Here is a 23,882-nt window from a genome sequence, read left to right as displayed (position 1 = left end):
AAAAAGTTGATGTTAGATCACATTAATCAGTAAATTCGTTGTTAATTAGAGTATGGAGGAAACTTAGCAAGTTTTCAAAGCTAGATTTATAAGCAAGTTGTTGTTTTTTAACTAACGATATAGGCAGGATCTCTAGCCAACGAGCAGCGACCCAAGCAAGGTTATCAAATTGTGGAGTTTTATATAGACCCGCTAAGTCAGGCTGATTTGCAAACACAGCACGAAGTGTGTCACTTAGTAAGGTGTTTTCGTCATTAATTGGCGTGCTTACATACCACGAAGGTGACGTAGTTATTTCGATGTCAGCATGGCGTAGCTGCTGCTCGTCCTGACTAGCGTTGTGAATAGAAACCGCATGTTCAGCATAAACATCAATTAATAGTTGGCCATTATCATCTTGATTGAAATCGGTTATTTGCATTAAACAACCTATCTCGGGCAAGTTAAGGTCTGTGTCGTGTTGGTAAGTGCAAAGCACAAAACCTGTATTATCTTGCACAGCTTCTTTGACCATTGTTAAATAACGTTGCTCAAAGATTCTTAGCTTGGTGAACCCTTCAGGTAAAATAAAAACCGGTAAAGGAAAAATCGCACGCTTCATAAAGTCTACTATTCTAAAACCACATGCCTTTAATTACGTGCGCTTTCTATCCGCCGATCAATATTTCATGAAATCTTAATATCTACTTGTACTTTAGAAGTTGAACCATTGCGCAACGTTACGAAATAATTCGATTGATGCATATGCACTGAGTAAACTCAAAACCGGTGCAACCATAAGTAAAAATAAGCTGATTTCACTACTCATTGTCTTGTTTCCTTACTGCTTGTTTGTTGCTTTAGGAGCTTGAGCAACTTTTAACTCTTCTTCTTTCGAAGCAATTGCATCTTCACTCATGTAAGTATCTAGTAACTTTTGAGCATCAAACTCAATGCTGTTCATTACGCTTTGTTTCAATTCGTTACTTGCTTGTTGAACATAGCTTTTAACAGATTGTGTAATTGTGTTGCTGATATCTAATTCAAAGTCAGTAGCACTTGCTTGAGTTGACGCAAATACAAGTAACGCAGCAGTAGTTAATTTAAGTGAGTTATTCATAGTGGTATTCCTTGTCTCTTTAAGTAATTAGTCGTAATTACTTAATCAAAGGTTGTGCCACCCTGAAAATAAATTTTAAATTATTGATTTTAAAGAATTTAAAAATATATTTATTTTTTAACCTCATTCAGGGTTAGTTAATAATACCAACCAATTTAGATATTTTGACTAATATTTAGTGAAAAAATAAGCATTGCCAACTTCAGCGTACACTTGTACACTGAAACTGTTTTAATCACTCATTTTTAGTAGATAGATATGACAGAACAACTCCCCTACTCACGCCAAGAAGAACAACTTAACGTGCTCACTCACAGCATGGGAGTCCTGTTTGCGGTATATGTGCTGTGGGATTTAATATCACAATCTAACGTTATATCAGCTACGGTAAGTGCCATCGTCTATGGAGCAAGCCTACTGGTATTATTTTTAGCTTCTACTTTGTATCACGCAAGCACCAAGGAGCGTATACGGGCCATTTATAAAAAATGTGACCACTGTGCTATTTACTTGCTTATTGCGGGTACTTACACGCCTTATTTGGTTATTTCGTTATCAGGGGCATGGTCAATTGCAGCTTTAGTGTTTATTTGGTCTTTAGCACTTGGCGGCGTTGCGTATAAGTTACTAGTCAAAAACACCAATAAAAAGGTCTCACTCGCTACCTATTTATTAATGGGTTGGTTTGCATTAGCGCTTGTTTACCCACTTTATTTAAACCTTGATTTAAGCGCTTTATGGTGGCTGCTAGCAGGTGGGATTGCTTACAGTTTAGGCACTGTGTTTTACAGTGCTAAAACTCGCCATTACAGCCATGCAATTTGGCATGTATTTGTGCTGGTTGGCTGTGTTTGCCACTACTTATCAATTAGTTTGTATGTTTATTAGTGCCACTGATGCAAGCGCATATTAATTTTGGCCTTGTTAAAGGTAACGCCTTCACTGAGTAGTTTTTGTCGTTGCTCAAGATGTTTATTGCTACCCTCTGGAAACGATATTTTGCCCTGGCTATTTACTACTCGATGCCACGGAATACGTGAACCTTCAGGCATCACTTTCAATAACCGCCCTACTAACCTTGCGTTATTAGGATAACCTGCAAGCTTTGCAACTTGCCCATAACTGGCTACTTTTCCCGCTGGAATGGCGCAAATAATGGTATAAATTAAATCTTCTTTAGTTGCCTGCTGCACGACTAGACTCCAAATACTGTTTGCTGACTTCGCTAAAATCTTGCCAAATAGCTCTCGCAACAGGGCCATGATGGACAGAGTGCTGCCTAAAAACACGTATTTCAGCGCCAAACTGGTGTTCACGGTCAGTAATTTTTATTTGCTGCAACAAACCGGCTTCAATCTCAGCTTGGCAATGTTGCAAACTAATCATCGCCCAACCCGCACCAGACAGTAAAAACGACTTTACACTGGTTATATCGTCAATTTTCATTAATGCAGAGCCCAATGTATAAGACAACCTATCACTATCGAAACTCAAGTCACTCTCAAACATAGCCAAGCATGGGTAATTTTGAATATCAGCAAAGCTAATTTTACTAGGTACCACATTAGGTGCGCTGACTATACCGATATCAAATTTACCTATAGGCAAACTTTCAAGATCCCCTGTTGCATGGAACAGGTCAAACCAAGGCCCAATCCCTAAGTCCGCTTGATGACTGTTTACTTGTTCAAGGGATACAAAGCGTTTACCTGAAGAAATACTAAACTCAGTACTAGCAAAACGTTGGAAGGTTTCACTTATGACTTGATTGTAACTAGGTTGGTGGCAAAGTTGCTCGTAGCAAATTTTATAATTAGCTTCATTTCCTAGCGCCAACTCTTTAGCAAGCGAGCTCAGTTCACTGTTTGCGTTAAGTAACTGACGTGCCTCACGATAAAAAATACGGCCTTTTTCAGTAAGATGTAAGCGATACTGGCTACGGTCTAAAAGCTCAAACCCCAGCTCAGATTCGAGTTTTTTTATCGCCAGTGTTAGTGCAGGTTGGGTTTTATGAAGTTTTATAGCGGCTTGGCTCAAACTAGCACTCTGTACAATTGCATCTAAAATAACGAGTTGATTTAGGTTCATGATATAAAAACCACTATATAAATAAAATTAATGATGTTTCTAAAATTTAATAATTTTTATTTTATATGTTTGCAGCGTATCCTGCAGCTAATTTATGCATCATATCTATGGAGAAGACAATGAAATTGGCATTCGTTGCGATAACTACGAGCCTAATTTTGATGCTTGCGGCATGTTCTGAGCAGGCATCTAATACTGAGGTTGAGCCAGTTGTGCGCCCGGTAAAATTATTCACTATAAGTAATCTTTCAGATGAAACTATACGTAGTTTTCCAGCTGAAGTTGTTGCTAACCAAGGTTCATATCTCGCCTTTAGAGTGAATGGTGAGTTACTTGAGTTCCCAGCGCTTGCCGGTCAGCATGTTGAAAAAGGACAGCTGCTTGCCAAACTCGACCCTGAAGACTTTCAACTACAATATGATGAGCGCAAAGCGCGTTTTGAACTCGCAGAGTCTCAACTTGAACGTGTACAAAAGCTTTTTGACCGTTCAATCGCCAGTCAATCTGAGTTAGACCAAGCCCTTGCTAACAAGCAAGTAGCAGAATCAGCATTAAAGATAGCCAAAACGAATTTAGATAACAGTGAATTACGTGCGCCGTTTGCAGGCACTGTAGCAAAGGTGTTTGTTAAAAACTTTGAGAACATTCAAGCCAAGCAGAATATTTTACGACTTGAAACCCGTGATTTAATGGATGTTGTTATTCAAGTCCCAGAAAAACTCATTGCACGCATCGATAAAGATGTTGAATATCAACCTGATGTTGTCTTTGATGGCTATCCTAACAAATCTTATAAACTGTCTGTGAAAGAATTTGATACTCAAGCAGATCCAATCACCCTAACCTATAAAGTGGTATTTTCTTTACCGGTTCCTAAAGATTTTAATCTACTTGAAGGTATGACTGGCCGCGTTGATATTGATTTAAGCAAGATCACCAACTCACAATCACCCTATACATTATTACCTGTAGAAGCTGTTTTCTCTGAGCCAACCGAGCCTGAAAGTAACAATAGTTATGTATGGATTTATGACGAAGAAAGTGGCCTTGTCCATAAGCAAGCTGTAGAAGTAGGACAGCTACATCGTGATAGCATTGAAGTATTATCGGGTATCAAAGCAGGACAAAAAATAGTCGCTGCAGGGGTTAACTTTTTAGAAGAAGGCATGAAAGTTCGTCCTTGGCAAAAAGAGCGAGGCTTATAATGAGCTTTGCTGCACTTGCTATCGAAAGGAAAGTGGTAAGTTGGATGTTTGCGCTGTTTTTGCTTATTGGCGGAACAGTGGCTTACTTTGGCTTAGGACAACTTGAAGACCCTGAATTCACATTAAAAAAAGCCATGGTGATCACCCTGTATCCAGGTGCGTCGCCACAACAGGTTGAAGAAGAAGTTACATTTCCCATAGAGAATGCGATTCAACAACTGCCGTATGTTGATTACGTGACCAGTATTTCATCACCGGGTAAATCGCAAATTACCGTCGAGATGAAAAGCAATTATCGTAAACAAGACTTACGCCAAATATGGGACGAACTGCGTCGTAAAATCAACGACCAAGCAGCCTCAATGCCATCTGGGGTTTATCCGAGTAAAATTATGGATGACTTTGGTGATGTATACGGTGTGATGTACGCGGTAACTGGCGATGGTTACTCTTACGATGAACTGAAAGATTACGTTGATTATTTAAAACGTGAGCTTGTGTTGGTTGATGGCGTTAGTAAAGTAACTGTTGGTGGCGAGCAACAAGCACAGGTTATGGTTGAAATTTCAACCCGTAAACTTGCCCAGCTAGGTATTTCACCCAACCGCATTTATCAACTTTTACAAACTCAAAATAGTGTGTCGAACGCAGGTAAGGTGCGCGTCGGCGATGAGTCAATTCGCTTACACCCAACCGGTGAATTCAAAGACGTTAAAGAGCTTGAAAATCTTCTTATTTCAAAGCCAGGTGAAAATGAACTTATTTATTTAGGTGATGTTGCTAAGGTATTTCGTGAATACGCTGAAGTACCAAACAATATTATTCGCTATAACCAACAGCAAGCATTACTGGTAGGTGTGTCGTTTAGCACAGGCGTAAACGTCGTTGATGTAGGGGCAAATATTGATGCTCATTTAGCGTCACTCGAATACCAGCGACCGCATGGTATGGAAATCAACAGCGTTTATAACCAGCCAGCCGAAGTTGAGAAGTCAGTAAGTGGCTTTATTATCAGCCTGCTTGAAGCGGTTGCCATTGTCATTATTGTACTTTTAGTCTTTATGGGCTTTAAAAGTGGCGTATTGATTGGTGTAATACTTCTGCTTACCGTATTAGGCACCTTTATTTTCATGAAGTTGTTTGCCATAGATTTACAACGTATCTCATTAGGCGCCCTGATTATTGCCTTAGGTATGCTGGTTGATAATGCCATTGTTGTAACCGAAGGTATATTGATAAACCTCAAGCGCGGACAAACAAAACTGCAAGCAGCAACTAACATAGTTGATCAAACCAAGTGGCCGTTACTCGGTGCGACGGTTATCGCTATTACGGCATTTGCGCCAATTGGTTTGAGTTCAGATGCCAGTGGTGAATTTGCTGGCAGCTTGTTCTGGGTGTTGTTTATTTCATTATTATTAAGCTGGATCACAGCTATCACCCTGACGCCATTTTTTGCTGATTTAATGTTTAAACAAGCAACTGCAAAACAGCCACATCATGATGAAGACCCTTATCAAGGTGTTATTTTTAATGTCTATAAAGGCGTGTTACATGCGGCAATGCGTTATCGTAAAACCACATTGTTAATAATGGTTATCATGCTAGTGAGTGCTGTGTTTGGTTTTAAATTTATCAAGCAGTCGTTTTTCCCTGCATCAAATACACCTATGTTTTATGTTGATTATTGGCATACACAAGGTGCTGATATTCATACCACAATGGATGGCGTCGCAAAACTTGAAAAATTCTTACAAGCAGACCCTCTTGTAGAAGAAGTAACAACGACAGTCGGTCAAGGTGCCCCTCGCTTTATGCTGACTTACGCACCTGAAAAATCATACCCAGCTTATGGGCAATTGATTATTCGTGTAAAAGACCGTGAAGCCGTCACCACTATGATCAAAAAAGTACGTGATTACCAACACGAGCACGTACTTGATGCTCAGCTTAAAGTTAAACGTATGGAAATTGGCCCATCAACTGATGCAAAAATCGAAGCGCGTTTTTCTGGTGCTGATCCTGTGGTACTTCGCCAGTTAGCAAAAGAGGCAAAAGACATTCTGCATCAAGATGCAGGAGCATTTAACATTCGTGACGATTGGCGAGCACGTTCTAAGTTAATTCGCCCTCAGTTTAACGAGCAAAAAGCCCGTCGTTTAGGGATTGCCAAATCTGACCTCGATCAGCTGCTGTTAACCAGCTTATCAGGTAAGCAAGTGGGTGTTTATAAAGATGGCACGCAAATGCTGCCCATTATTGCCCGCTCGCCTGCAGAAGAGCGCTTAAACGTTGAAAGCCTGCGTGACTTACAAATATACAGCCCTGTGTTAGGTGTGTTTGTACCCGTTACACAAGTGGTTGATGACTTTGTGGTTGAGTGGGAAGACAGCTTGATCATGCGACGTGATCGTAAGCGTACTATCACAGTGATGGCCGACCACGATGTTATTGGTGATGAAACACCAGCAAAGCTCTTTGCACGTGTTCGCAAAGATATAGAAGCCATTAAACTTCCTAATGGCTATGAACTGCAATGGGGCGGCGAGTTTGAGTCGTCAAGCAAAGCACAAAAAGCCATTTTCGGTTCATTGCCACTTGGTTATTTAGCCATGTTCGCAATCACAGTACTGCTGTTTAACTCTGTTAAGCAACCATTAGTAATATGGGCGACGGTGCCGTTAGCAATCATTGGTGTATCGGCAGGTTTATTACTAATGAATGCAGCATTTAGCTTTATGGCACTGCTTGGCTTACTTAGTTTAAGCGGCATGCTCATCAAAAACGGCATTGTATTAGTTGATCAAATTAACCTTGAACTCGATAGCGGGAAAGACCCTTATAAAGCAGTGTTTGACTCTGGTGTAAGCCGTGTTCGCCCTGTAGCGATGGCTGCGATTACCACCATTTTAGGCATGATCCCACTGCTATTTGACGTGTTCTTCCAGTCAATGGCGGTAACCATTATGTTTGGCCTTGGTTTTGCCACAGTGCTGACCCTGATTGTTGTGCCTGTGCTTTATACCATGCTGTTTAAGATCAAAGTACCTAAACAGCGTCACGCTAATTAATACAGATTGACTCTCAACCAAAAGCCCTAACAGCAAACTGTTAGGGCTTTTTCTTTATTAGAATGACTGGTAACTAAAACCGCCACAGCATAAAAAGCTATTCAAACACTACATTTTAAAAGCTCAAGCTTACTTTTTCAGGCTTAATGTACCTGTGCGTTTGGTGCTGCTACGTTTCGTTTGATTTGGTTTTGCTGAGTGCGAATTGCCAGCCTTTGCTCTTGATTGACCTTGTTTGGCATCGTTGCGTGCTTTTTTCACGTATTTTGAAAAGTCGCGCTTTTTTTCTTCTTCATTGCGTGGTTTTTGCTTGCCGCGGGCTTGGGTTGGCTGTTTATTTTCATCAATTGAGCGCTCTTCTGTTTTACCTGAGTCGGCAATTGAGTTATTGATCTCTGCCATTTCTTGCTCGGTTAAATGACGCCACTGCCCTACTTTTAAACCTTTTAGGGTAACGTTCATAATACGTGTGCGTTTAAGAGTCACCACTTCATAACCTAAATATTCACACATGCGGCGAATTTGGCGGTTTAAGCCTTGTGTTAGCACAATGGTAAATTGCTGTGGGCCAGTTTGTTTTACCTTACACTTTTTAGTAACAGTATCAAGAATAGGAATACCATTTGCCATCTTGTTAACAAACTGGCGGTTTAGCGGTTTATCAACTGTCACTACGTATTCTTTTTCATGATTATTACCAGCACGCAGGATTTTATTAACGATGTCGCCTTCGTTGGTTAAAAAAATCAAGCCTTCTGAAGGCCTATCTAAGCGTCCGATTGGGAAAATACGCTCTGGGTAGTTAACCGCTTTAACAATGTTACTTTGAATTTTTCGCTCAGTTGTACAAGTAATACCAACAGGTTTGTTATAGGCGATATAAACTCGTTTAGGTTTTGCTTTTAATGGCTGACCATCAATCAGAACGTCATCATCATTGCTGACTTTTACGCCCATTTCAGGCAAGTTGCCGTTAACAGTTACACGACCTTCTTCAATATATTTATCTGCCTCACGGCGTGAACAAAAACCTGTTTCACTGATAAATTTATTTAATCGCTTTAACTCTGTCATGGCATACTTCTGTCTGGATTTTAAAGCCGCTAGTTTATACCAGAAGCCTTTGCCAAGCTAGGTAGAATCTAGGCTCTTTCGCAGCACTTTTAGTGCAGCGCTGCATTTTTAGGCTTTTCACTCAATAAATTATGCAGGGTATCAAAATCGAACGCGTACTCGCTACTTTTAGTGTTTTGCAGTAAAAAGGTTTCAAAGGGGATAACCGACCAGTCTTTAATATTTCTAAGCCAGCCATAACTTTTTATGTTGTGCTGTGTAATGACCCCAAGTTGAAACTTAATCGCATTATGGTTTTGCCAATAAGGATTACCATTTTTATGATCGACTAAGCTTATTAATGCCCACGCACCCATCATAAAATGCCCGCCAACACTGGCCGTGAGTTTTTGCTGTTCAATCAAGTCTAAATTTTCATCAAGCCAATCTATACCACCAATAAAATAGGCTTTCTCTGCTTTTTCTTTTACTGCTTCAAGTGCACCTTGTGCCATTAAATCAGAAGCGCACCAAATTACATTAGTATCTGGATATCGTTGTAATAAACGACTTACTTTATGCACTGCCTCTTGCTTGTTCCAGTTGGCATAAACAACTTGCTCAAGCTCGACATCTTGTTTACGTAAGTAATGAACAAGGCCATCACTGCGGGTATCTGATTCGGAGCCATAATGACCATTAATCGCAACAAAATGCGGCGTTTGCTTTGCAGCTATTGCCTCATTAAGTAAAGCTTTGCCAAGTTGCTCTCCCGCTTTAAAGTTATCGTGAAAAACCTCTCCTAACCAGTATTTAAAGCGCTGGCGAGGCTTACCAACTTCATCTCGCTCAACGCCGACAATGGTTTCTTCCAGTGTTATAAAGTTAACTTTGTGCTGCTCAAGTAGAGTCATTGACTGCTCAGCACCACCAGGGTAATTGATCAAGATAGCGTAATCTGGCTTGGGGTTATATTGTAGGTACTGTTTTAATTCAGCTAATTGAATATGACGATTACCGCCGCCGTAAATGGTCGTGAGATTGACATTATTTTGCTCGGCAGCCACGTGCATGATATCACTCACTTTTTGCCAAAATATGTCGGTTTTAACTGATGGATTAACGAGCAACACAGAAAACTGATCGCCTGCATAAAGTGGTGAACAGCAAAGCAATGTTAAAACTAACCAGCAAGTGCGCATAACCACTCCGTTTTGTTTTCTTTTATTGTAGTATACGAGACATTATCTCGACAATTTTCGCCAAATTAATTCACACGGACCATGTTTAAAGTACTGGCTATAGACTTTACAAAATACCAATTGAAAAACAAGCACACCCGCAATAACCAACCAATAATCTATTCGATCGAAATTAAGTGCAGCGCTTGAGAATGCAACTTTAAAAAACAGTATAAATATTACTGTTTGCATCAGATATAAAGTCAATGACATGCGTCCAGCCTGCTGTAACAGCAACCATTTACTGGATTTATTTTTAACTATTTTTACAATGATATGGCAATAGCAAATGACCATAGCTAAAGCTGCTAGCCAATTTATAGGCTCGACAATCGCGTACATAAATACACTACTGTTAGGGTCTATCATCAACCTTACGAGTGTTAAACCAATAGCCGCTGGAACAATCATGTTAAGCTGAGCTTTCGTTAAGCCGTCAACAAAAACCCCTTGTTTATATAGATAAACGCCCACTAGCATTAGCCCTGCGGCCATCCACATAGTGATCAGCGGCACTGCAATAAGCATCACAGTAAACATTAATATGTTACTGACAAATCCAGCAAAGTAGGAAGAATAAGCCGCATCATAAGCCATCAAAAACGCGTCTGAACTTCGCGTTAAAGGCGTTAATTCAGGTTCGACAAAGGCAAGTAAAAATGAAATAAAGGCACCGAGAAGTAAAAACAACATGCCCATACGCAGTATTTTTTCGTTATCTTGCTGGCTAAATTTAAGGGTTAACCAACCAGCACAGGCATAAATAAACAAAATATCGCCGGCCCAAAGCAAAAAGCCGTGAGCAAGGCCAATATAAGCAAGCACTTTTAAGCGATTGTGTTGTTTATCTATACTTTGCCAAAGCTGCCATTGAATAACCAATGAGGCACCAAATAATAGGCAAAAAAGGCTTCTAAAACGTCCATCAATAAATAGCACATTAATGATGTTTATGACAGTATCAGAAAGTGGTGGCGATGAGCTTGGGGTATAATCATACTCAAACATAGCAAAGGTATAGATGTTCATAAACATCAAACCTAGCACCGCAATACCCCGTAAAACATCCATATTTATATTGCGCATAGTTCCCTTATAAGTTTTGTCTACAGCTATCGCTCCAATTTACCGCATTTTCGTATATTTTGGGAAGTTCCCCACTCTCAATATTTAAATAGGCAACTGCTTGCTCCAGTGCCCACCAGCTTCCTGTTTCGTATGCTTTAACAGTTTCGAGAATGTAATAGAGAATATTCTTTTCTTGCATTAATGCTGCATGTATTTCGTCAGGAAACGGCAATCTATCCAACAGCTTTTCCATCGGCTGATCTAATATTGCATCGAGTAATGAAAACAGCCCCGTTAAAAATGCCTCTCCGGTTTGTTGTTTTGCGACACGCTGCGCTATTAATTCACAAAAACGCGCTCTGACAACACAAAGCCGAGTAAGCTCGGCTGGTTTTGATTGGGCGCTATGGGCGGTGATGATCAAACTAACAAACTTTTTCAGTCGTTCATGACCTAGGTACACAAGCGCTTGCTTTAATGAACCTATTTTACTTTTTATTGGAAATACACCACTGTTTATTAAGCGTAATAGCTTGTAGGCAAGTGCAGTATCTAAAGAAAACAGTCCCGCGATTTCGCTAATATTAGGATCAGGGCGCATTACTTCAGCATAAATCGACAAAACTAATGCATAGTTGTAATCGATATCGCGATGTTGGATCATTTTTGGTTTTGCAAAAAAGTAACCTTGGAAAAAATCGAAACCCATTTTGTAGGCTTTCTCATAATCATCGGCAGTTTCAAGCTTTTCTGCTAATAGTTTTATTTTTTTATGCTTTTTCAGCTTCTGTAAAACAGGCGCAATGTCCTCAAAGGGGGTTTGCTTCACATCGAACTTAATCAAGCGAATTAACTTTAAAAAGCGGTCCCATTCAGGTTGGTATACGAAATCATCAAGAGCAAGTTTGTAGTTATTATGGAAAAGCTCCCGACAAAATTCATAGTTTTCGTCTGTTGGCTCCATCGTTTCGAGAAGCTCAATAACCACGTCTTGAGTTGGCAAAAACGCGCATAGGTCCAGTTTCAACGATTCTGGACCTATATTAATTAACGCCTTTTTGCCCGACGTAATATGGCGAGTGCCTAGATTGAGCTGGTTTTCCATAATCAGACGCGCAGTAGCTGTGCTCTCTGAAACATCCGGGAAACTGTTTTTTAAACTATCTCTAAATAGTAGCTCATAGGCGACAACTTGTTGACGACGATTAAAGACCGCTTGCCTAGCAACAAATACAGCCACTTTACCTACTTTTGAATTTTTATATCACACTAAGTAATTAATAGCTGAAATAGACAAAAAAGTCACTTAATTACCATGAATCACGCAATATTTATTGATATAAGCCTGATAAATAGCCATCTGCAACAGATCCCCATGTAAAACGAGCATTTTTAGCTTGTTCACATATCGAGCGCCATTGCTCAGGTTGCGACTTTTTAAGGTCTAGCGCATCACTAAAACCAGTAATAAGTTCGTAGCTTTGAGAGGCTAAACTCTCACCTCTAAAACTAAAACCACTGACATTATGCTCGACCGTATCCTGTAAACCGCCAACACCATGAACTAAGCATGGCTGTCCAGCGCGCATTGCTAACATTTGACTTATTCCACATGGCTCAAATGAGCTTGGCATTAAGAATAAATCACCCAAGTGATACATATATTCACCAACCAAGTGTGCATAGCCTTTTAAAAATAGCAGATTCTCTTGGCGTGCCATGACAGTTGTCATGATTTGCTCAAGTTCAGCATCACCAGAGCCAAGAATTATCATGTAGCCATCATGTTGCTTTAAGCGTTGACATAACTCATCTAAAACCAATGCTTTTTCATAAGGTTGACGCAGTAAAAGTGCCTTTTGATCTGTTAATCGACCAACACTCGTAACAAGCGGACCCGCAAAAGGTTTTGTTTTGAACTGTAATAAACGTTGGTGAGCAAGATAATAACTTGAATCTAAGATGGGGCTCTTCGCCATCCATTGAAATAGTGCCGACTCTGCATGATGGTAAAGTGTTGCAAGGCTGATATCTTTGAGTTCCATTCCTGGATATTCACAACCATTTAGGATCCCTACCACACGACCTTCACGATAGGCTGCCTGCAAATCAGCTTCTAGTCCTTCTCCACCAAAAAAACCATTTGCAGCATCACTCGGACGCAATACTTCTTGACAGTAGGTCGGTGAAACAAGGTGCACTTTATCAACTAAATTAATCGCTGCTCGCATCGGATTAAAACAATCGTGATAACGCGGATCGCACAATTTCTCGCCGTTATAATTTAAGCCCGGAAACCATGCTTCTAAACTTGAGCTATCGCCTTTAAATGGGCGAATACCCTGCAATGCCAAATTATGAACGGTATAAGCTAAAAATAACTTAGATAATGTACGGTAACGACCGTCATTTTTTAGTAATAATGCCACACAGGCGCTATGCCAGTCATGTAAATGCATTACATCAGGGATTCGGATAATTCCTTGTAGTAAGGCTTCACACACCGCCGCATTAAACAATGCAAACTTACTCGCATCGGTTGCAAAGGGCCTGCCAGGTTCATCATTACAATACACGGCACCATTATGGCGACTGAATTCCCAATGAGAAATAATCAGTTGCGTAACACCGTGTTCACTATTGGCAAGTTTCCACACGTCTAGTTGCTGCATATGCCCTGCAAATGGAACATGTACAACACCGATATGATGACGTTCAAGATAATGAAATCCGTAATCAGGGATCACAACATCAACAGTAAGGCCTTTATCAACTAACGCTTTAGGACAGTCCCTAACAACATCCGCTACACCACCGACTTTAGCATTCGGTAATGCGTCATTCTCTGCAGCCACCATCAACACATGCATGATTAGCAGTACTCCATAACATTAATTCTTACTATGAAACAAGGAGTAGCAATTGCTACTCCTTACTACACTATGACTTTACCATTAAACAAAGTATTTATTACTTTGCTTTTGTTGCCTTTGCTTTTTTCTCAAGCTCATTCAACATGTCTCGGGTAACAAGTACGATCCCCTTTTTCGACACTCTAAAGCCATTTTCTTTATCAGCTTCATTATCAAAACCAATTTCAAGGCCAGCAGGGATCTCACAGTTACGGTCTATAATAGCACGCCTAATGCGGCAATTACGGTTAATTTTAACCCCAGGTAAGATCACTGACTCTTCGATTTCACAGTATGAATGAACATATACATTCGAAAACAGCAGTGATTTTCTAACCATTGAACCAGAGATAATACAGCCACCCGATACCGTTGAATCCACAGCCATACCACGTCTATCATCATCATTAAAAATGAATTTAGCAGGTGGTAATTGCTCTTGATATGTCCAAATCGGCCATTTAGGATCGTATAAGTCAAGCTGAGGCTCTGGCATAACAAGCTCCATATTGGCTTCCCAAAACGAATCCAGGGTACCTACATCACGCCAGTATGGCTGGCCTTCATTTTCATCTCTAAATGGGTATGCAAATACATTGTGCTCTTCAATGATGGCCGGGATAATATCGTGACCAAAGTCACGACCAGAACCCTCTGTTTCTGCATCTTTTTTTAACTGTTCAAATAAGAACTCTGTGTTAAAAATGTAGTTACCCATTGACGCTAAACAAGTACCTGGTTTACCCGGCACTGAAGTTGGCTCAGATGGTTTCTCATCAAAACGGCGAACTCTGTTATTCTCATCAACAGTCATTACACCAAAGGTACCTGCGGCTTCTTCACACGGTACTTCGATACAGCACACTGTCATATCTGCACCAGTTTCAACATGCTTAGCAAGTAAACCGCCGTAATCCATGCAGTAAACGTGGTCACCTGAAAGAATCATCACGTATTTAGGCAGCTCATGACGAATGATATCCATATTTTGGAAAACGGCGTCTGCCGTACCACAATACCAATCATCACCTTTACGTTGTGATGCCGGCAGTATTTCTACCGACTCACCGAGTTCTTTCTTAAAGTGTCCCCACGCACGGTTTACATGGCGGATTAATGAGTGTGACTTGTATTGAGTTGCTATACCAACACGACGAATGCCTGAGTTAATACAGTTTGATAGAGGAAAATCGATTATTCGATGTTTCCCGCCAAAATACACTGCTGGCTTAGCACGCCAGTCTGTTAATTCATGTAAACGAGAACCACGCCCACCTGCTAAAATGAGTGCATACGTTTCTCTTGTTAAACTACTTATGTATCGATTTGCATAACTAGGCATAACTCTCTCCGTCTTAAGTTAGCTGCTTTTCTTCTGTGTGTTTTGCTTTGCGCTAATGTCTAACAGTGGTTCCAAGTGCCAGATTTCATCACTGTATTGACTAATTGTTCTATCGCTCGAAAACATGCCACTAGCCGCCGTATTTAAAATACTCATTTGCGTCCAGTGAGCAGTGTCTAGGTAAGCTTTTTCAACTTGCTCTTGTGCCTCAACGAAGCTGGCAAAATCATGGGCAACTAACCACGGATCGTGCGGGCTCTTAATCGCAGCAATAATGTCGTCGAATAGATTTGGTTCAAACAAGTTAAAGTGACCGCTTTCAAGTAACTGCATTACCTTGTATAGGCTGTCGGTTTGATGAATAATTTGCTCAGGATTATAGTGCGCTTTGATATCATCAATTTGTTCTGCTCGAGCACCAAACAAGAAGAAATTATCAGCACCTACTGCGTCACGGATCTCGATATTGGCACCATCTAACGTACCAATGGTCAAAGCACCATTCATCATGAACTTCATGTTACCGGTACCCGATGCTTCTTTACCTGCTGTTGAAATTTGCTCAGACAAATCCGTTGCTGGGCAAATAGTTTCCATTGCTGTCACGTTATAATTCGGTAAAAAAGCCACTCTCAAGTACGGTTTTGCCAATGGATCTTTATTGATCACTTCAGCAACATTATTAATTAACTTAATTATCTTCTTCGCCATGTAGTAACCAGGTGCGGCTTTACCACCTAATAACACACAACGAGGGACAATATTTGAAGTATCACCTTGGCGAATACGATCATATAATTGAATAACATGTAATATATTTAATAATTGGCGCTTGTATTCATGAATACGTTTTACTTGCACATCAAACATCATTGATGGATCAAACTCAACGCCACAACGAGCCTTAACAAGTTCAACAAGGCGTTGCTTATTGCTATGTTTAACTGCTTGCCATTCTTTGTGGAATTTAGTGTCGTCGTATAAGCGACGTAATTGACTGACTTTACTGAAGTCACCTACCCACTCTTCACCTATGTGCTTATTGAGTAGTTTGGCTAAATCAGGGTTACAATGTGCAAGCCAACGACGTGGCGTAACCCCATTGGTCTTATTATTGAATTTTTCTGGCCAAAGCTGATAAAACTCATTGAATAAGCCCGCTTTAAGTAGCTCGGTATGAAGTGCAGCAACGCCATTTACTGAGTAACTACCAACAATTGCTAAATACGCCATGCGGATTTGTGGCTCTGGGCCTTCTTCAATAAGCGATAATGCTCGTTGTTTTTCAACATCTCCAGGCCATGCTTGAGCAACATCTGCTAAGAAGCGGGCATTGATTTCATAGATTATTTCTAAGATACGCGGTAATAATCGCGCAAATAATGATACTGACCACTTCTCTAATGCTTCTGGCAGTAAAGTGTGGTTAGTATAAGCCATGGTTTTAGTAGTAATAGACCAGGCTTCTTGCCAATCTAGCTCATACTCATCAACCAAAATACGTATCAGTTCTGCTACAGCAATACTTGGGTGTGTATCGTTTAATTGAAAAACATGGTAATCAGCAAAGTCAGAGAAATCTTCGCCATGTTTGCTAACCCACGTATCTATGATGTCTTGTAAGCTCGCCGATGATAAGAAGTATTGCTGGCGTAAACGAAGCTCTTTACCATTTTCACTGCTATCATTTGGATAAAGTACCATGGTGATTTGTTCAGCAAGGTTTTTACGAGCAACAGCTTCTGAATAACTCCCTGCGTTGAATTCGCTCAAATCAAATTCGTCAGTCGCCTCTGATTTCCATAAACGTAGCGTGTTTACGATATCGTTTTTATAGCCTGGAATTGGCACATCATAAGGCACAGCTAAGACATCGTGAGAATCAAGCCATTGACGGTGCTCACGTCCGTATTTATCAGTATAACTTTCAACATGACCAAAGAATTTTACACGCTTTGATTGCTCTGGGGCACTTAGCTCCCAAGGATGACCTTCGCGTAACCAGTTATCGGGCTGTTCAATTTGATGGCCATTTTCAATCGCTTGATTAAACATGCCATATTCATAACGAATACCATAACCAATCACAGGTAGTGCCAAGCTTGCACAACTATCCAAGAAACACGCAGCTAGACGGCCCAAACCACCGTTACCTAAACCTGCGTCGTGCTCAGCTTCTGCAACTGTCTCTAACTTTGTACAGTAATCTTGTAATGCTTTTGCAACTTGATCGTCTAAATCTAGGTTTAGAATGGCATTACCAAGAGCACGACCCATTAAAAATTCAAGAGATAAATAAGCAGTTTTACGACGCTTTTGTCCGTGAATTTGCTGATTAGTTACACGGCAACGTGCAACCAATCTGTCACGAATAGTTAATGCTAAAGCATGATATAAATATAATTGCGATTCACCGACTTTGTCACGCCCAAGGGTGTAATAAAAATGGCGAGATAAATCATCATCTAAGGTGCTTTCATCAACGGTAGGGGCATCCTGCCAGCCCTTAACAACACATACTTGATCGGCATTTTTAGCCATGATTAGGATCCTCTGAATTGGCGGTAAAAACCCAGCTGCTCATTGCAGCAATCTGTTGTTCCTTATCTACATCATAAGTTGACATAGGATGTATACTTGTCAGTGCTAAATGCCACTTCCCTTTCGCAAGAGGGGGTAATTGACAAGTAACAGACTCTGACCCAGCATTTAAAATGATCAATAAAGCTTGGTTTGTGTGTTTATCAGTCAGGCTATAAATCAACACTTGGCGATCAACTTGATGCCAATCGTCTTGTTCCATTGCAGTGCCTGATTCAGTGAACCACGCGACGTCGTAACGTGGATCATTATCATGAACAAAAAAACGATGCTTAAAGACACTAAACTGCTTTCGTAAACGCAAAACATCATCGATGAATCGGGTTAATGGATGATTAATTTGCGAGTCTTTCCATGCAAGCCAGCTAGTGCGATTATTTTGGCAATACGCGTTATTATTACCACCTTGTGAATGGGCCATTTCGCTTCCTAGTGAAAGCATTGGAACCCCTTTTGAAAGTAATAACGTCAATAGAATATTTTTTTGTTGCTGCAAACGTAATGCGTTAATTTCTTTATCGTCAGTAAAACCTTCTACACCACAATTAAAGGAGTGGTTGGCACTGTGTCCATCTCTATTTTGTTCACCGTTGGCTTCATTATGTTTCTGTTCATAACTCACTAAATCATTAAGCGTGAAACCATCATGGCTCGTCACAAAATTAATGCTGTTAAGTGGTCCTCTGAGATTATGCTCAAATAAGTCGAACGAACCATGTAAACGCTTTGCAAGCTCACCTATAACCCCCTGCTCTTGTCGCCAAAAACGTCGGATAGTGTCACGATACTTGTCGTTCCACTCACGCCAAGGTGCAGGAAAAGCCCCTAATTGGTAACCGCCCGGGCCAATATCCCATGGCTCAGCAATCAGTTTTACTTTACTCAAAACAGGATCTTGGTTGATTGCTTGGAAAAACGCATGCGCTTGATTAAAGCCATTAGGATTACGAGCAAGAATCGTTGCAAGGTCGAAACGAAAACCGTCTACCCCCATTACTTCAACCCAATATCGCAAGCTATCAAGCACCAGCTGTAAGGTTCTTGGTGAATCAATATTCACAGTATTACCACAGCCGGTATCATTGATATAATGCTGAGGTTTATCAGCCACAGTGCGATAATAGCCAAGGTTATCTAAGCCGCGTAAAGAAAGAATAGGCCCATCAGTTCCTGCTTCAGCAGTATGGTTATAGACAACATCTAAAATTACTTCGATATCAGCCTTATGAAGAGCCGCAACCATTTGCTGAAATTCGCCGATATCATCATTCACTAGATAATCTTTGTGCGGCGTGAAGAAATTAAGCGTGTTGTAACCCCAATAGTTTTGTAGGCCTTTAGCCGTTAAGAACTGCTCACTTATGAATGCGTGCACAGGGAGTAATTCAAGACAAGTCACCCCTATAGTGCGTAAATGCTCTATAAAACTCGGATGGCTTAAGCCTAAGAACTTACCTTGTAGTGCTTTAGGGATCATTGGGTGTCGACATGTTGCGCCAGTAACATGGCACTCATAAATCACCGTTTTACCCCAACTATGGTTAGGTTTTTTACCCGTATAAGGTGCAAGCTCGCGAACTCGAGACTTGGGCATATCAACAGCGTTATTGACTTGACTCAACTTACCTACAGGCATCTGACCATAATGGCGCTCACTCCAAGTAAACTCACCATGCAAGTCTCGCGCATAAGGGTCTAGTAGTAGCTTGTGATTATTAAAGAAAAGCCCTTTTTCTGGTGCATATTCACCATCTGCCCTGTAACCATACAATGCCCCTGCTTTTAAAGGGCTAACGTGCAATGTCCAAATGCCACCTTCGTTAAGGTGCATTGAAAGAGTCATTACTTCTGAATGACCGCTATTGTCAAATAAACACAATGACACATGCTGAGCTTGGGGTGCATACACAGCAAAATTAACACCGTTTTCAACAATAGATGCCCCTAGAGGCATCGTTGAACCGATTTGAAGCTCTACACTATGACTCATCGTTCACCTTCTTCAGGTAAATAGTTGCAAGCCCAGGTAAAGACACGCTTATACTTTGATTGTAACCATGACTCGCAGTAGGCTGACTAAAGATAAGTTGTTCTGTATTACCGCTAACTTCAACACCTGAACCAAAGTATTCTTCATTGTCAGAATTAAAGATAACTTGATAACGACCTGGCTTAGGAACGCCTATTACATAGTCATGATAAACTTGCGGTGTTAAGTTACTAATTACCAGAACAAAATCGTCAGCATGCTTGGCATAACGGATGAAACTAAACATGCTTTGCTCTGCATTAGAACTATCTAACCATGCAAAGCCCGCTGGGCTAGTATCTTGCTCATAGAGTGCAGGAGTCGTGGTATAAATATTATTCAGTTGTTTAATTGTTTGTTGCATACCACTATGACTAACATGCTCAAGCAAGTGCCAGTCAATTGATTGATCATGATTCCATTCACTACGCTGAGCAATTTCAGCTCCCATAAATAACAGCTTTTTACCTGGATGAGCCCACATAAATGCGTAGTATGCTCGTAAATTAGCAAACTTCTGCCAATCATCACCTGGCATTTTCTCTATCAATGAGCCTTTACCATGCACAACTTCGTCGTGACTTAATGGTAAAATGTAGTTCTCGCTATAGGCATACACCATTGAAAACGTCATTTCATGATGATGGTGGGCACGATATAAAGAATCACGCTGCATATAATGCAAACTATCGTTCATCCAACCCATATTCCATTTATAGCCAAAGCCTAAACCGCCATGATCGACCTGCCGTGTCACTCCCGGCCAAGCAGTTGATTCTTCAGCTACCATCATAATGCCAGGATTTTTACCGTAACAGCGCAGATTAACCTGCTTTAAACATTCTATTGCACCAAGATTTTCACGACCGCCATACTGGTTTGGGATCCATTGCCCTTCTTCTCGGCTGTAATCGAGATACAACATTGATGCAACCGCATCAACACGCAAACCATCAATGCCAAATTCATGCAACCAATACATTGCATTAGCTATCAAAAAGCTGCGAACTTCAGCACGATCATAATTGTAAATATAGGTATTCCAATCAGGGTGAAATCCCTGTCTTACATCTGCATGCTCGTATAAATGCGTGCCATCAAAACGATGTAAACCATGTGGATCACTTGGGAAATGACCCGGCACCCAATCTAAAATAATACCGAGATCAGCGTCATGGCATTGCTCAATAAAATATACAAAATCCTCAAAACTGCCATAACGGCTAGTTGGGGCAAATAAGCCCACAGGCTGATAACCCCAAGAACCATCAAATGGATACTCACTGATAGGCATTAATTGTAAATGCGTAAAACCAAGATCTTTAGTGTAAGGAATAAGGTTATCGGCAAGCTCACGCCATGTTAAATAGCGGCCCTCATCATCGCGTCGCTGCCAAGAGCCTGCATGCACTTCGTAAATACTGATAGGTGCATCGATACTGTTACGCTTTGCGCGATTTGCTAACGCTTCATCAGACAACTGTATCTTCTTATTTAGCTTTTGTAAGACAGAAGCAGTACCCGGCGCTTGTTGCATTTTAAATGCAAACGGATCGGCTTTATCAAGTACTTCACCAGAAGGTGTACTAATCGCAAACTTATAGCACTGATGCTCTTTTAAACCTGGGATAAATAATTCCCAAACGCCACTGGCTGGGTGAAAGCGCATAAAATGACGGTTGCGCTGCCAATAATTAAATTCGCCAATAACTGAAACGCTACTCGCGTTAGGTGCCCAAACAGTAAATCGCACACCTTCAACACCTTGCTGAGTTACAAAGTGCGCACCAAAGTGCTGATAAGCGTGTTCAAGACTACCTTCGTTAAATAAGTACATAGCTTGTTCATCAAGTGTACTTGTAAAACGATACTCATCTTCTTGAAGATACTGACTGCCATCCCCATAATTCACATCCAGTTGGTAATCAGGGATTGATTTTGCTTTGACAGTTGCAATAAATAAATCGCTGTCACCTTGCTTTTTGGCCTCAATAACCTGCTTGCCTTGCAAAATTGACAACTGGCTTGCCCCAGGTAAAAAACAGCGAATCTCAAAGCTTGATGCACTAACTTTATGGGGCCCTAAAAAACTGAAAGGATCTTTATAACAACCTGAAGACAATGCATCGATATGTGCTTGATAAACCATGGGTTCAGCAAAAGGCTTTTGACCAACACGACTGCTCATTTATTGATTCCTTATCGAAATTAAATTGGCTAAAAATGCATGCTGAGCACGAATAATTTGCTCAGTTGGGCGTGAAAGAACGCGCCGCCAATTTGGGTATTCTTTATCAGTTCCGGGAATGTTCACCGGCAAAATTTGCTGATCTAAATCGTCAATTTGAATGGTAAATAATCTGGCTGGAGCAGCTGCTAACGATGAGGCTAATAACTCATACACCACAGACGCTTCAGAATCTAATGATAAGTGCTGCCCTGATTCTCTTGCGATAAAATTAAGCATACGATGCTTTTCGACATTTCTCGCTTCATGTTGCGCAGCGCTTTGTGCACTATCAAGCAAACCATACTCTTGCTTAACAGTAATATCGTGACCAGTCCACCACCCTTTAAATGGCGGTACATCATGATTAGCAATCATCAACAAACTATGCGGTGCAAAGTGCTCTGATGCTAAAAATTCACCTTGATAATCTTTTTCAAAATAGAACAAGCCATTTGAATAAATTGCACTTGCTTTTAGTGCTTCGCGAACCTCACTTGGTACAACACCTAGATCCTCACCTATCACGACACAGTGATTAAGATGGGATTCTATTTTCAGTATCGCCAACAAATGTTCAAATGGGTAGTAAACATAACATCCATCTTGCTGGGCGTTATTTTCAAAACACCACCACAGCCTTCTGATTGCCATCACATGATCTATGCGCAATCCACCAACATCTTCCATATTGGCGCGGATCAAAGAGCGATAGAAGGCAAAATTATTTTTACTTAACTTTTGAGGATTTAAAGCTGGCAACCCCCAATTCTGACCTTGTTCAGCCCAAGGATCAGGAGGCGCTCCCACATTTGCCCCCACTGCAAATAACTCTTCTTGGCTACGAAACTCACTGCCATCACCAGCGCAACCAACAGCTAGATCGTTAATAAGACCTATCGCCATATTTGCTTCATTTGCAATATGCTGACAATGATTTAGCTGTAAATGTGCCTGCCACTGCAAGTAACTGGCATATTCATTATCTTCAACTACCAAGGTTGCTAGACTGTGCTTATGATTACTACAAAACTGCTTAAACTCTGCTTTTCGTTCAGCTGACGCTGTCCGGCAAAATTGAGTGTATAAACAACGAAATGCATCATATTTAAATCGACTAACAGCAGAATAATCTATAAAAGGTTCAGTTGTAGCGGGTTTATCACTGAGCAATTGTGATAGTGAGTCATTATTCAATGCATCTTCACACAGTGAAATCGAAATATATAGCGGGTTTAACAACGCTCGGCTGTTAGGGCTATAAGGGCTAGCTCGCTCAGGACTGTGTTCAAATAATAAATGCAATGGATTAAGTAAAATGTAATCAATTTCTTGTTGCGCCACTTCACGGATTAAAGTTGCTAAATCAGCAAAATCGCCAATACCTAATCCTTGCGCATTACACAAACTGTAAAGTTGGATGGAAAGTCCCAAACGCTTTTTATCATCAATTGAGTAACACTCTTTAGGTGTTATCCATAATTGGCTATGAGCTTGTTGATCAGCAACCGTTATCACTGCATCATGATAACCAATAGGCATAGCAGGAACAGGTAAAGCGACTTCAAGGTAACGAACCCCATTAAAGCCATAGTCTCCTGTCACGGCAAGTCCTTGCAGATTTTCACGTGTCAGATTTAAGGACAAGGATGGTATGCTAAGGTGACAAGCTCGGCTCAACAAGCGTTCATCGATACGAACTTTTAAGTAAGGGTCATGTGCCTCAATAATGCTAGTTTGAGGCAACAAAGTCAGCCACGTTCCTGCATCTAAAACAAAATTTAACTGATTTATTTGATCAGAATTAGCTGTGTCTATACCACAACAGCTTAGTGCCTGGCGGCGTGTATTTTCTTCGAAAATAACATGCTCGCCAGTATACTTCGTATATTCATAGCCTATGCCATGCAGATAATATAACTGCGAAAGTGACTGCATCAACTCAC

General features: G+C 40.7%; 17 protein-coding genes. 3 read left to right on the top strand and 14 right to left on the bottom strand.

Features of this window, described 5'->3' with window-relative positions; translation table 11 throughout:
* Positions 1-22 precede the first annotated feature (22 nt).
* Positions 23-601, bottom strand: a complete 579-nt coding sequence (locus L1267_RS16145) for an LON peptidase substrate-binding domain-containing protein (protein WP_235383428.1) — start codon at positions 599-601, stop codon at positions 23-25.
* 219 nt (positions 602-820) lie between these two features.
* Entirely contained in the window at positions 821-1,099 is a 279-nt protein-coding gene (locus L1267_RS16140) for a hypothetical protein (RefSeq protein WP_135926372.1), read from the bottom strand.
* Between the two features lie 258 nt (positions 1,100-1,357).
* Between L1267_RS16140 and trhA the strand changes: the two genes are divergently transcribed.
* Positions 1,358-1,987: a PAQR family membrane homeostasis protein TrhA gene (gene trhA / locus L1267_RS16135; protein ID WP_235383427.1), complete on the top strand. Its 630-nt coding sequence runs from the start codon at positions 1,358-1,360 to the stop codon at positions 1,985-1,987.
* Here the strand turns inward: trhA and L1267_RS16130 are convergent.
* Together L1267_RS16130 and L1267_RS16125 are read right to left on the bottom strand one after the other, a co-directional pair.
* Entirely contained in the window at positions 1,984-2,292 is a 309-nt protein-coding gene (locus L1267_RS16130; protein ID WP_235383426.1) for an MGMT family protein, read from the bottom strand. The two genes, trhA and L1267_RS16130, sit on opposite strands and share 4 nt — an antisense overlap.
* Positions 2,276-3,187: a LysR family transcriptional regulator gene (locus L1267_RS16125; protein ID WP_135926369.1), complete on the bottom strand. Its 912-nt coding sequence runs from the start codon at positions 3,185-3,187 to the stop codon at positions 2,276-2,278. Before L1267_RS16125 ends, L1267_RS16130 begins: the two co-directional genes overlap by 17 nt.
* 119 nt (positions 3,188-3,306) lie before the next feature.
* Between L1267_RS16125 and L1267_RS16120 the strand changes: the two genes are divergently transcribed.
* Positions 3,307-4,392: an efflux RND transporter periplasmic adaptor subunit gene (locus L1267_RS16120; RefSeq protein ID WP_135926368.1), complete on the top strand. Its 1,086-nt coding sequence runs from the start codon at positions 3,307-3,309 to the stop codon at positions 4,390-4,392.
* A complete protein-coding gene (locus L1267_RS16115) occupies positions 4,392-7,463 on the top strand; it encodes an efflux RND transporter permease subunit (RefSeq protein WP_235383425.1) in 3,072 nt (1,023 codons plus the stop codon). The genes L1267_RS16120 and L1267_RS16115 overlap by 1 nt, the downstream gene beginning before the upstream one ends.
* Positions 7,464-7,592: 129 nt before the next feature.
* Here the strand turns inward: L1267_RS16115 and rluF are convergent, their stop codons facing one another.
* The 10 genes from rluF to malQ all read right to left on the bottom strand — a co-directional run bounded on the left by rluF (position 7,593) and on the right by malQ (position 23,874).
* Positions 7,593-8,537, bottom strand: a complete 945-nt coding sequence (rluF, locus tag L1267_RS16110) for a 23S rRNA pseudouridine(2604) synthase RluF (RefSeq protein WP_235383424.1) — start codon at positions 8,535-8,537, stop codon at positions 7,593-7,595.
* Between the two features lie 89 nt (positions 8,538-8,626).
* Positions 8,627-9,718 (bottom strand): ABC transporter substrate-binding protein, encoded by a 1,092-nt coding sequence (locus L1267_RS16105; RefSeq protein ID WP_235383423.1) that lies wholly within the window; start codon positions 9,716-9,718, stop codon positions 8,627-8,629.
* A gap of 42 nt (positions 9,719-9,760) precedes the next feature.
* Positions 9,761-10,843 carry a DUF418 domain-containing protein gene (locus tag L1267_RS16100; protein ID WP_235383422.1) on the bottom strand — a complete coding sequence of 361 codons (1,083 nt, stop codon included), beginning with the start codon at positions 10,841-10,843 and terminating at the stop codon, positions 9,761-9,763.
* A gap of 7 nt (positions 10,844-10,850) precedes the next feature.
* Complete coding sequence (locus L1267_RS16095) at positions 10,851-12,065, bottom strand: EAL and HDOD domain-containing protein (protein WP_135926363.1); 1,215 nt, start codon at positions 12,063-12,065, stop codon at positions 10,851-10,853.
* 91 nt (positions 12,066-12,156) lie between these two features.
* Positions 12,157-13,695 (bottom strand): glycogen synthase, encoded by a 1,539-nt coding sequence (locus tag L1267_RS16090; protein WP_235383421.1) that lies wholly within the window; start codon positions 13,693-13,695, stop codon positions 12,157-12,159.
* A gap of 100 nt (positions 13,696-13,795) precedes the next feature.
* On the bottom strand, positions 13,796-15,079 hold the full coding sequence (gene glgC / locus L1267_RS16085; protein WP_135926361.1) for a glucose-1-phosphate adenylyltransferase: 1,284 nt from the start codon (positions 15,077-15,079) through the stop codon (positions 13,796-13,798).
* Positions 15,080-15,097: 18 nt separating this feature from the next.
* Complete coding sequence (locus L1267_RS16080) at positions 15,098-17,620, bottom strand: glycogen/starch/alpha-glucan phosphorylase (RefSeq protein ID WP_235383420.1); 2,523 nt, start codon at positions 17,618-17,620, stop codon at positions 15,098-15,100.
* A complete protein-coding gene (glgX, locus tag L1267_RS16075) occupies positions 17,613-19,670 on the bottom strand; it encodes a glycogen debranching protein GlgX (protein WP_235383419.1) in 2,058 nt (685 codons plus the stop codon). The genes L1267_RS16080 and glgX overlap by 8 nt, the downstream gene beginning before the upstream one ends.
* Entirely contained in the window at positions 19,660-21,897 is a 2,238-nt protein-coding gene (glgB, locus tag L1267_RS16070) for a 1,4-alpha-glucan branching protein GlgB (RefSeq protein ID WP_135926358.1), read from the bottom strand. The genes glgX and glgB overlap by 11 nt, the downstream gene beginning before the upstream one ends.
* Positions 21,898-23,874: a 4-alpha-glucanotransferase gene (malQ, locus tag L1267_RS16065; RefSeq protein ID WP_235383418.1), complete on the bottom strand. Its 1,977-nt coding sequence runs from the start codon at positions 23,872-23,874 to the stop codon at positions 21,898-21,900. It abuts the gene before it with no gap.
* Positions 23,875-23,882: the final 8 nt, after the last annotated feature.

The sequence above is a fragment of the Pseudoalteromonas sp. OFAV1 genome (genome assembly GCF_021532595.1).
GTDB classification, from domain to species: domain Bacteria; phylum Pseudomonadota; class Gammaproteobacteria; order Enterobacterales; family Alteromonadaceae; genus Pseudoalteromonas; species Pseudoalteromonas lipolytica_C.
Note: the sequence above shows the minus strand (reverse complement) of the source record. Positions and strands in the feature narration are given on the sequence as shown.

Bases quoted from the DNA above. Each gene is read 5' to 3' on its own strand.
- rluF (WP_235383424.1), bottom strand. From the start codon at position 8,537: ATGACAGAGTTAAAGCGATTAAATAAATTTATCAGTGAAACAGGTTTT.
- L1267_RS16090 (WP_235383421.1), bottom strand. From the start codon at position 13,695: ATGCATGTGTTGATGGTGGCTGCAGAGAATGACGCATTACCGAATGCT.
- L1267_RS16145 (WP_235383428.1), bottom strand. From the start codon at position 601: ATGAAGCGTGCGATTTTTCCTTTACCGGTTTTTATTTTACCTGAAGGG.
- malQ (WP_235383418.1), bottom strand. From the start codon at position 23,874: ATGCAGTCACTTTCGCAGTTATATTATCTGCATGGCATAGGCTATGAA.
- glgX (WP_235383419.1), bottom strand. From the start codon at position 19,670: ATGAGTCATAGTGTAGAGCTTCAAATCGGTTCAACGATGCCTCTAGGG.
- glgB (WP_135926358.1), bottom strand. From the start codon at position 21,897: ATGAGCAGTCGTGTTGGTCAAAAGCCTTTTGCTGAACCCATGGTTTAT.
- glgC (WP_135926361.1), bottom strand. From the start codon at position 15,079: ATGCCTAGTTATGCAAATCGATACATAAGTAGTTTAACAAGAGAAACG.
- L1267_RS16120 (WP_135926368.1), top strand. From the start codon at position 3,307: ATGAAATTGGCATTCGTTGCGATAACTACGAGCCTAATTTTGATGCTT.
- L1267_RS16140 (WP_135926372.1), bottom strand. From the start codon at position 1,099: ATGAATAACTCACTTAAATTAACTACTGCTGCGTTACTTGTATTTGCG.
- L1267_RS16105 (WP_235383423.1), bottom strand. From the start codon at position 9,718: ATGCGCACTTGCTGGTTAGTTTTAACATTGCTTTGCTGTTCACCACTT.
- L1267_RS16125 (WP_135926369.1), bottom strand. From the start codon at position 3,187: ATGAACCTAAATCAACTCGTTATTTTAGATGCAATTGTACAGAGTGCT.
- L1267_RS16080 (WP_235383420.1), bottom strand. From the start codon at position 17,620: ATGGCTAAAAATGCCGATCAAGTATGTGTTGTTAAGGGCTGGCAGGAT.
- trhA (WP_235383427.1), top strand. From the start codon at position 1,358: ATGACAGAACAACTCCCCTACTCACGCCAAGAAGAACAACTTAACGTG.
- L1267_RS16100 (WP_235383422.1), bottom strand. From the start codon at position 10,843: ATGCGCAATATAAATATGGATGTTTTACGGGGTATTGCGGTGCTAGGT.
- L1267_RS16115 (WP_235383425.1), top strand. From the start codon at position 4,392: ATGAGCTTTGCTGCACTTGCTATCGAAAGGAAAGTGGTAAGTTGGATG.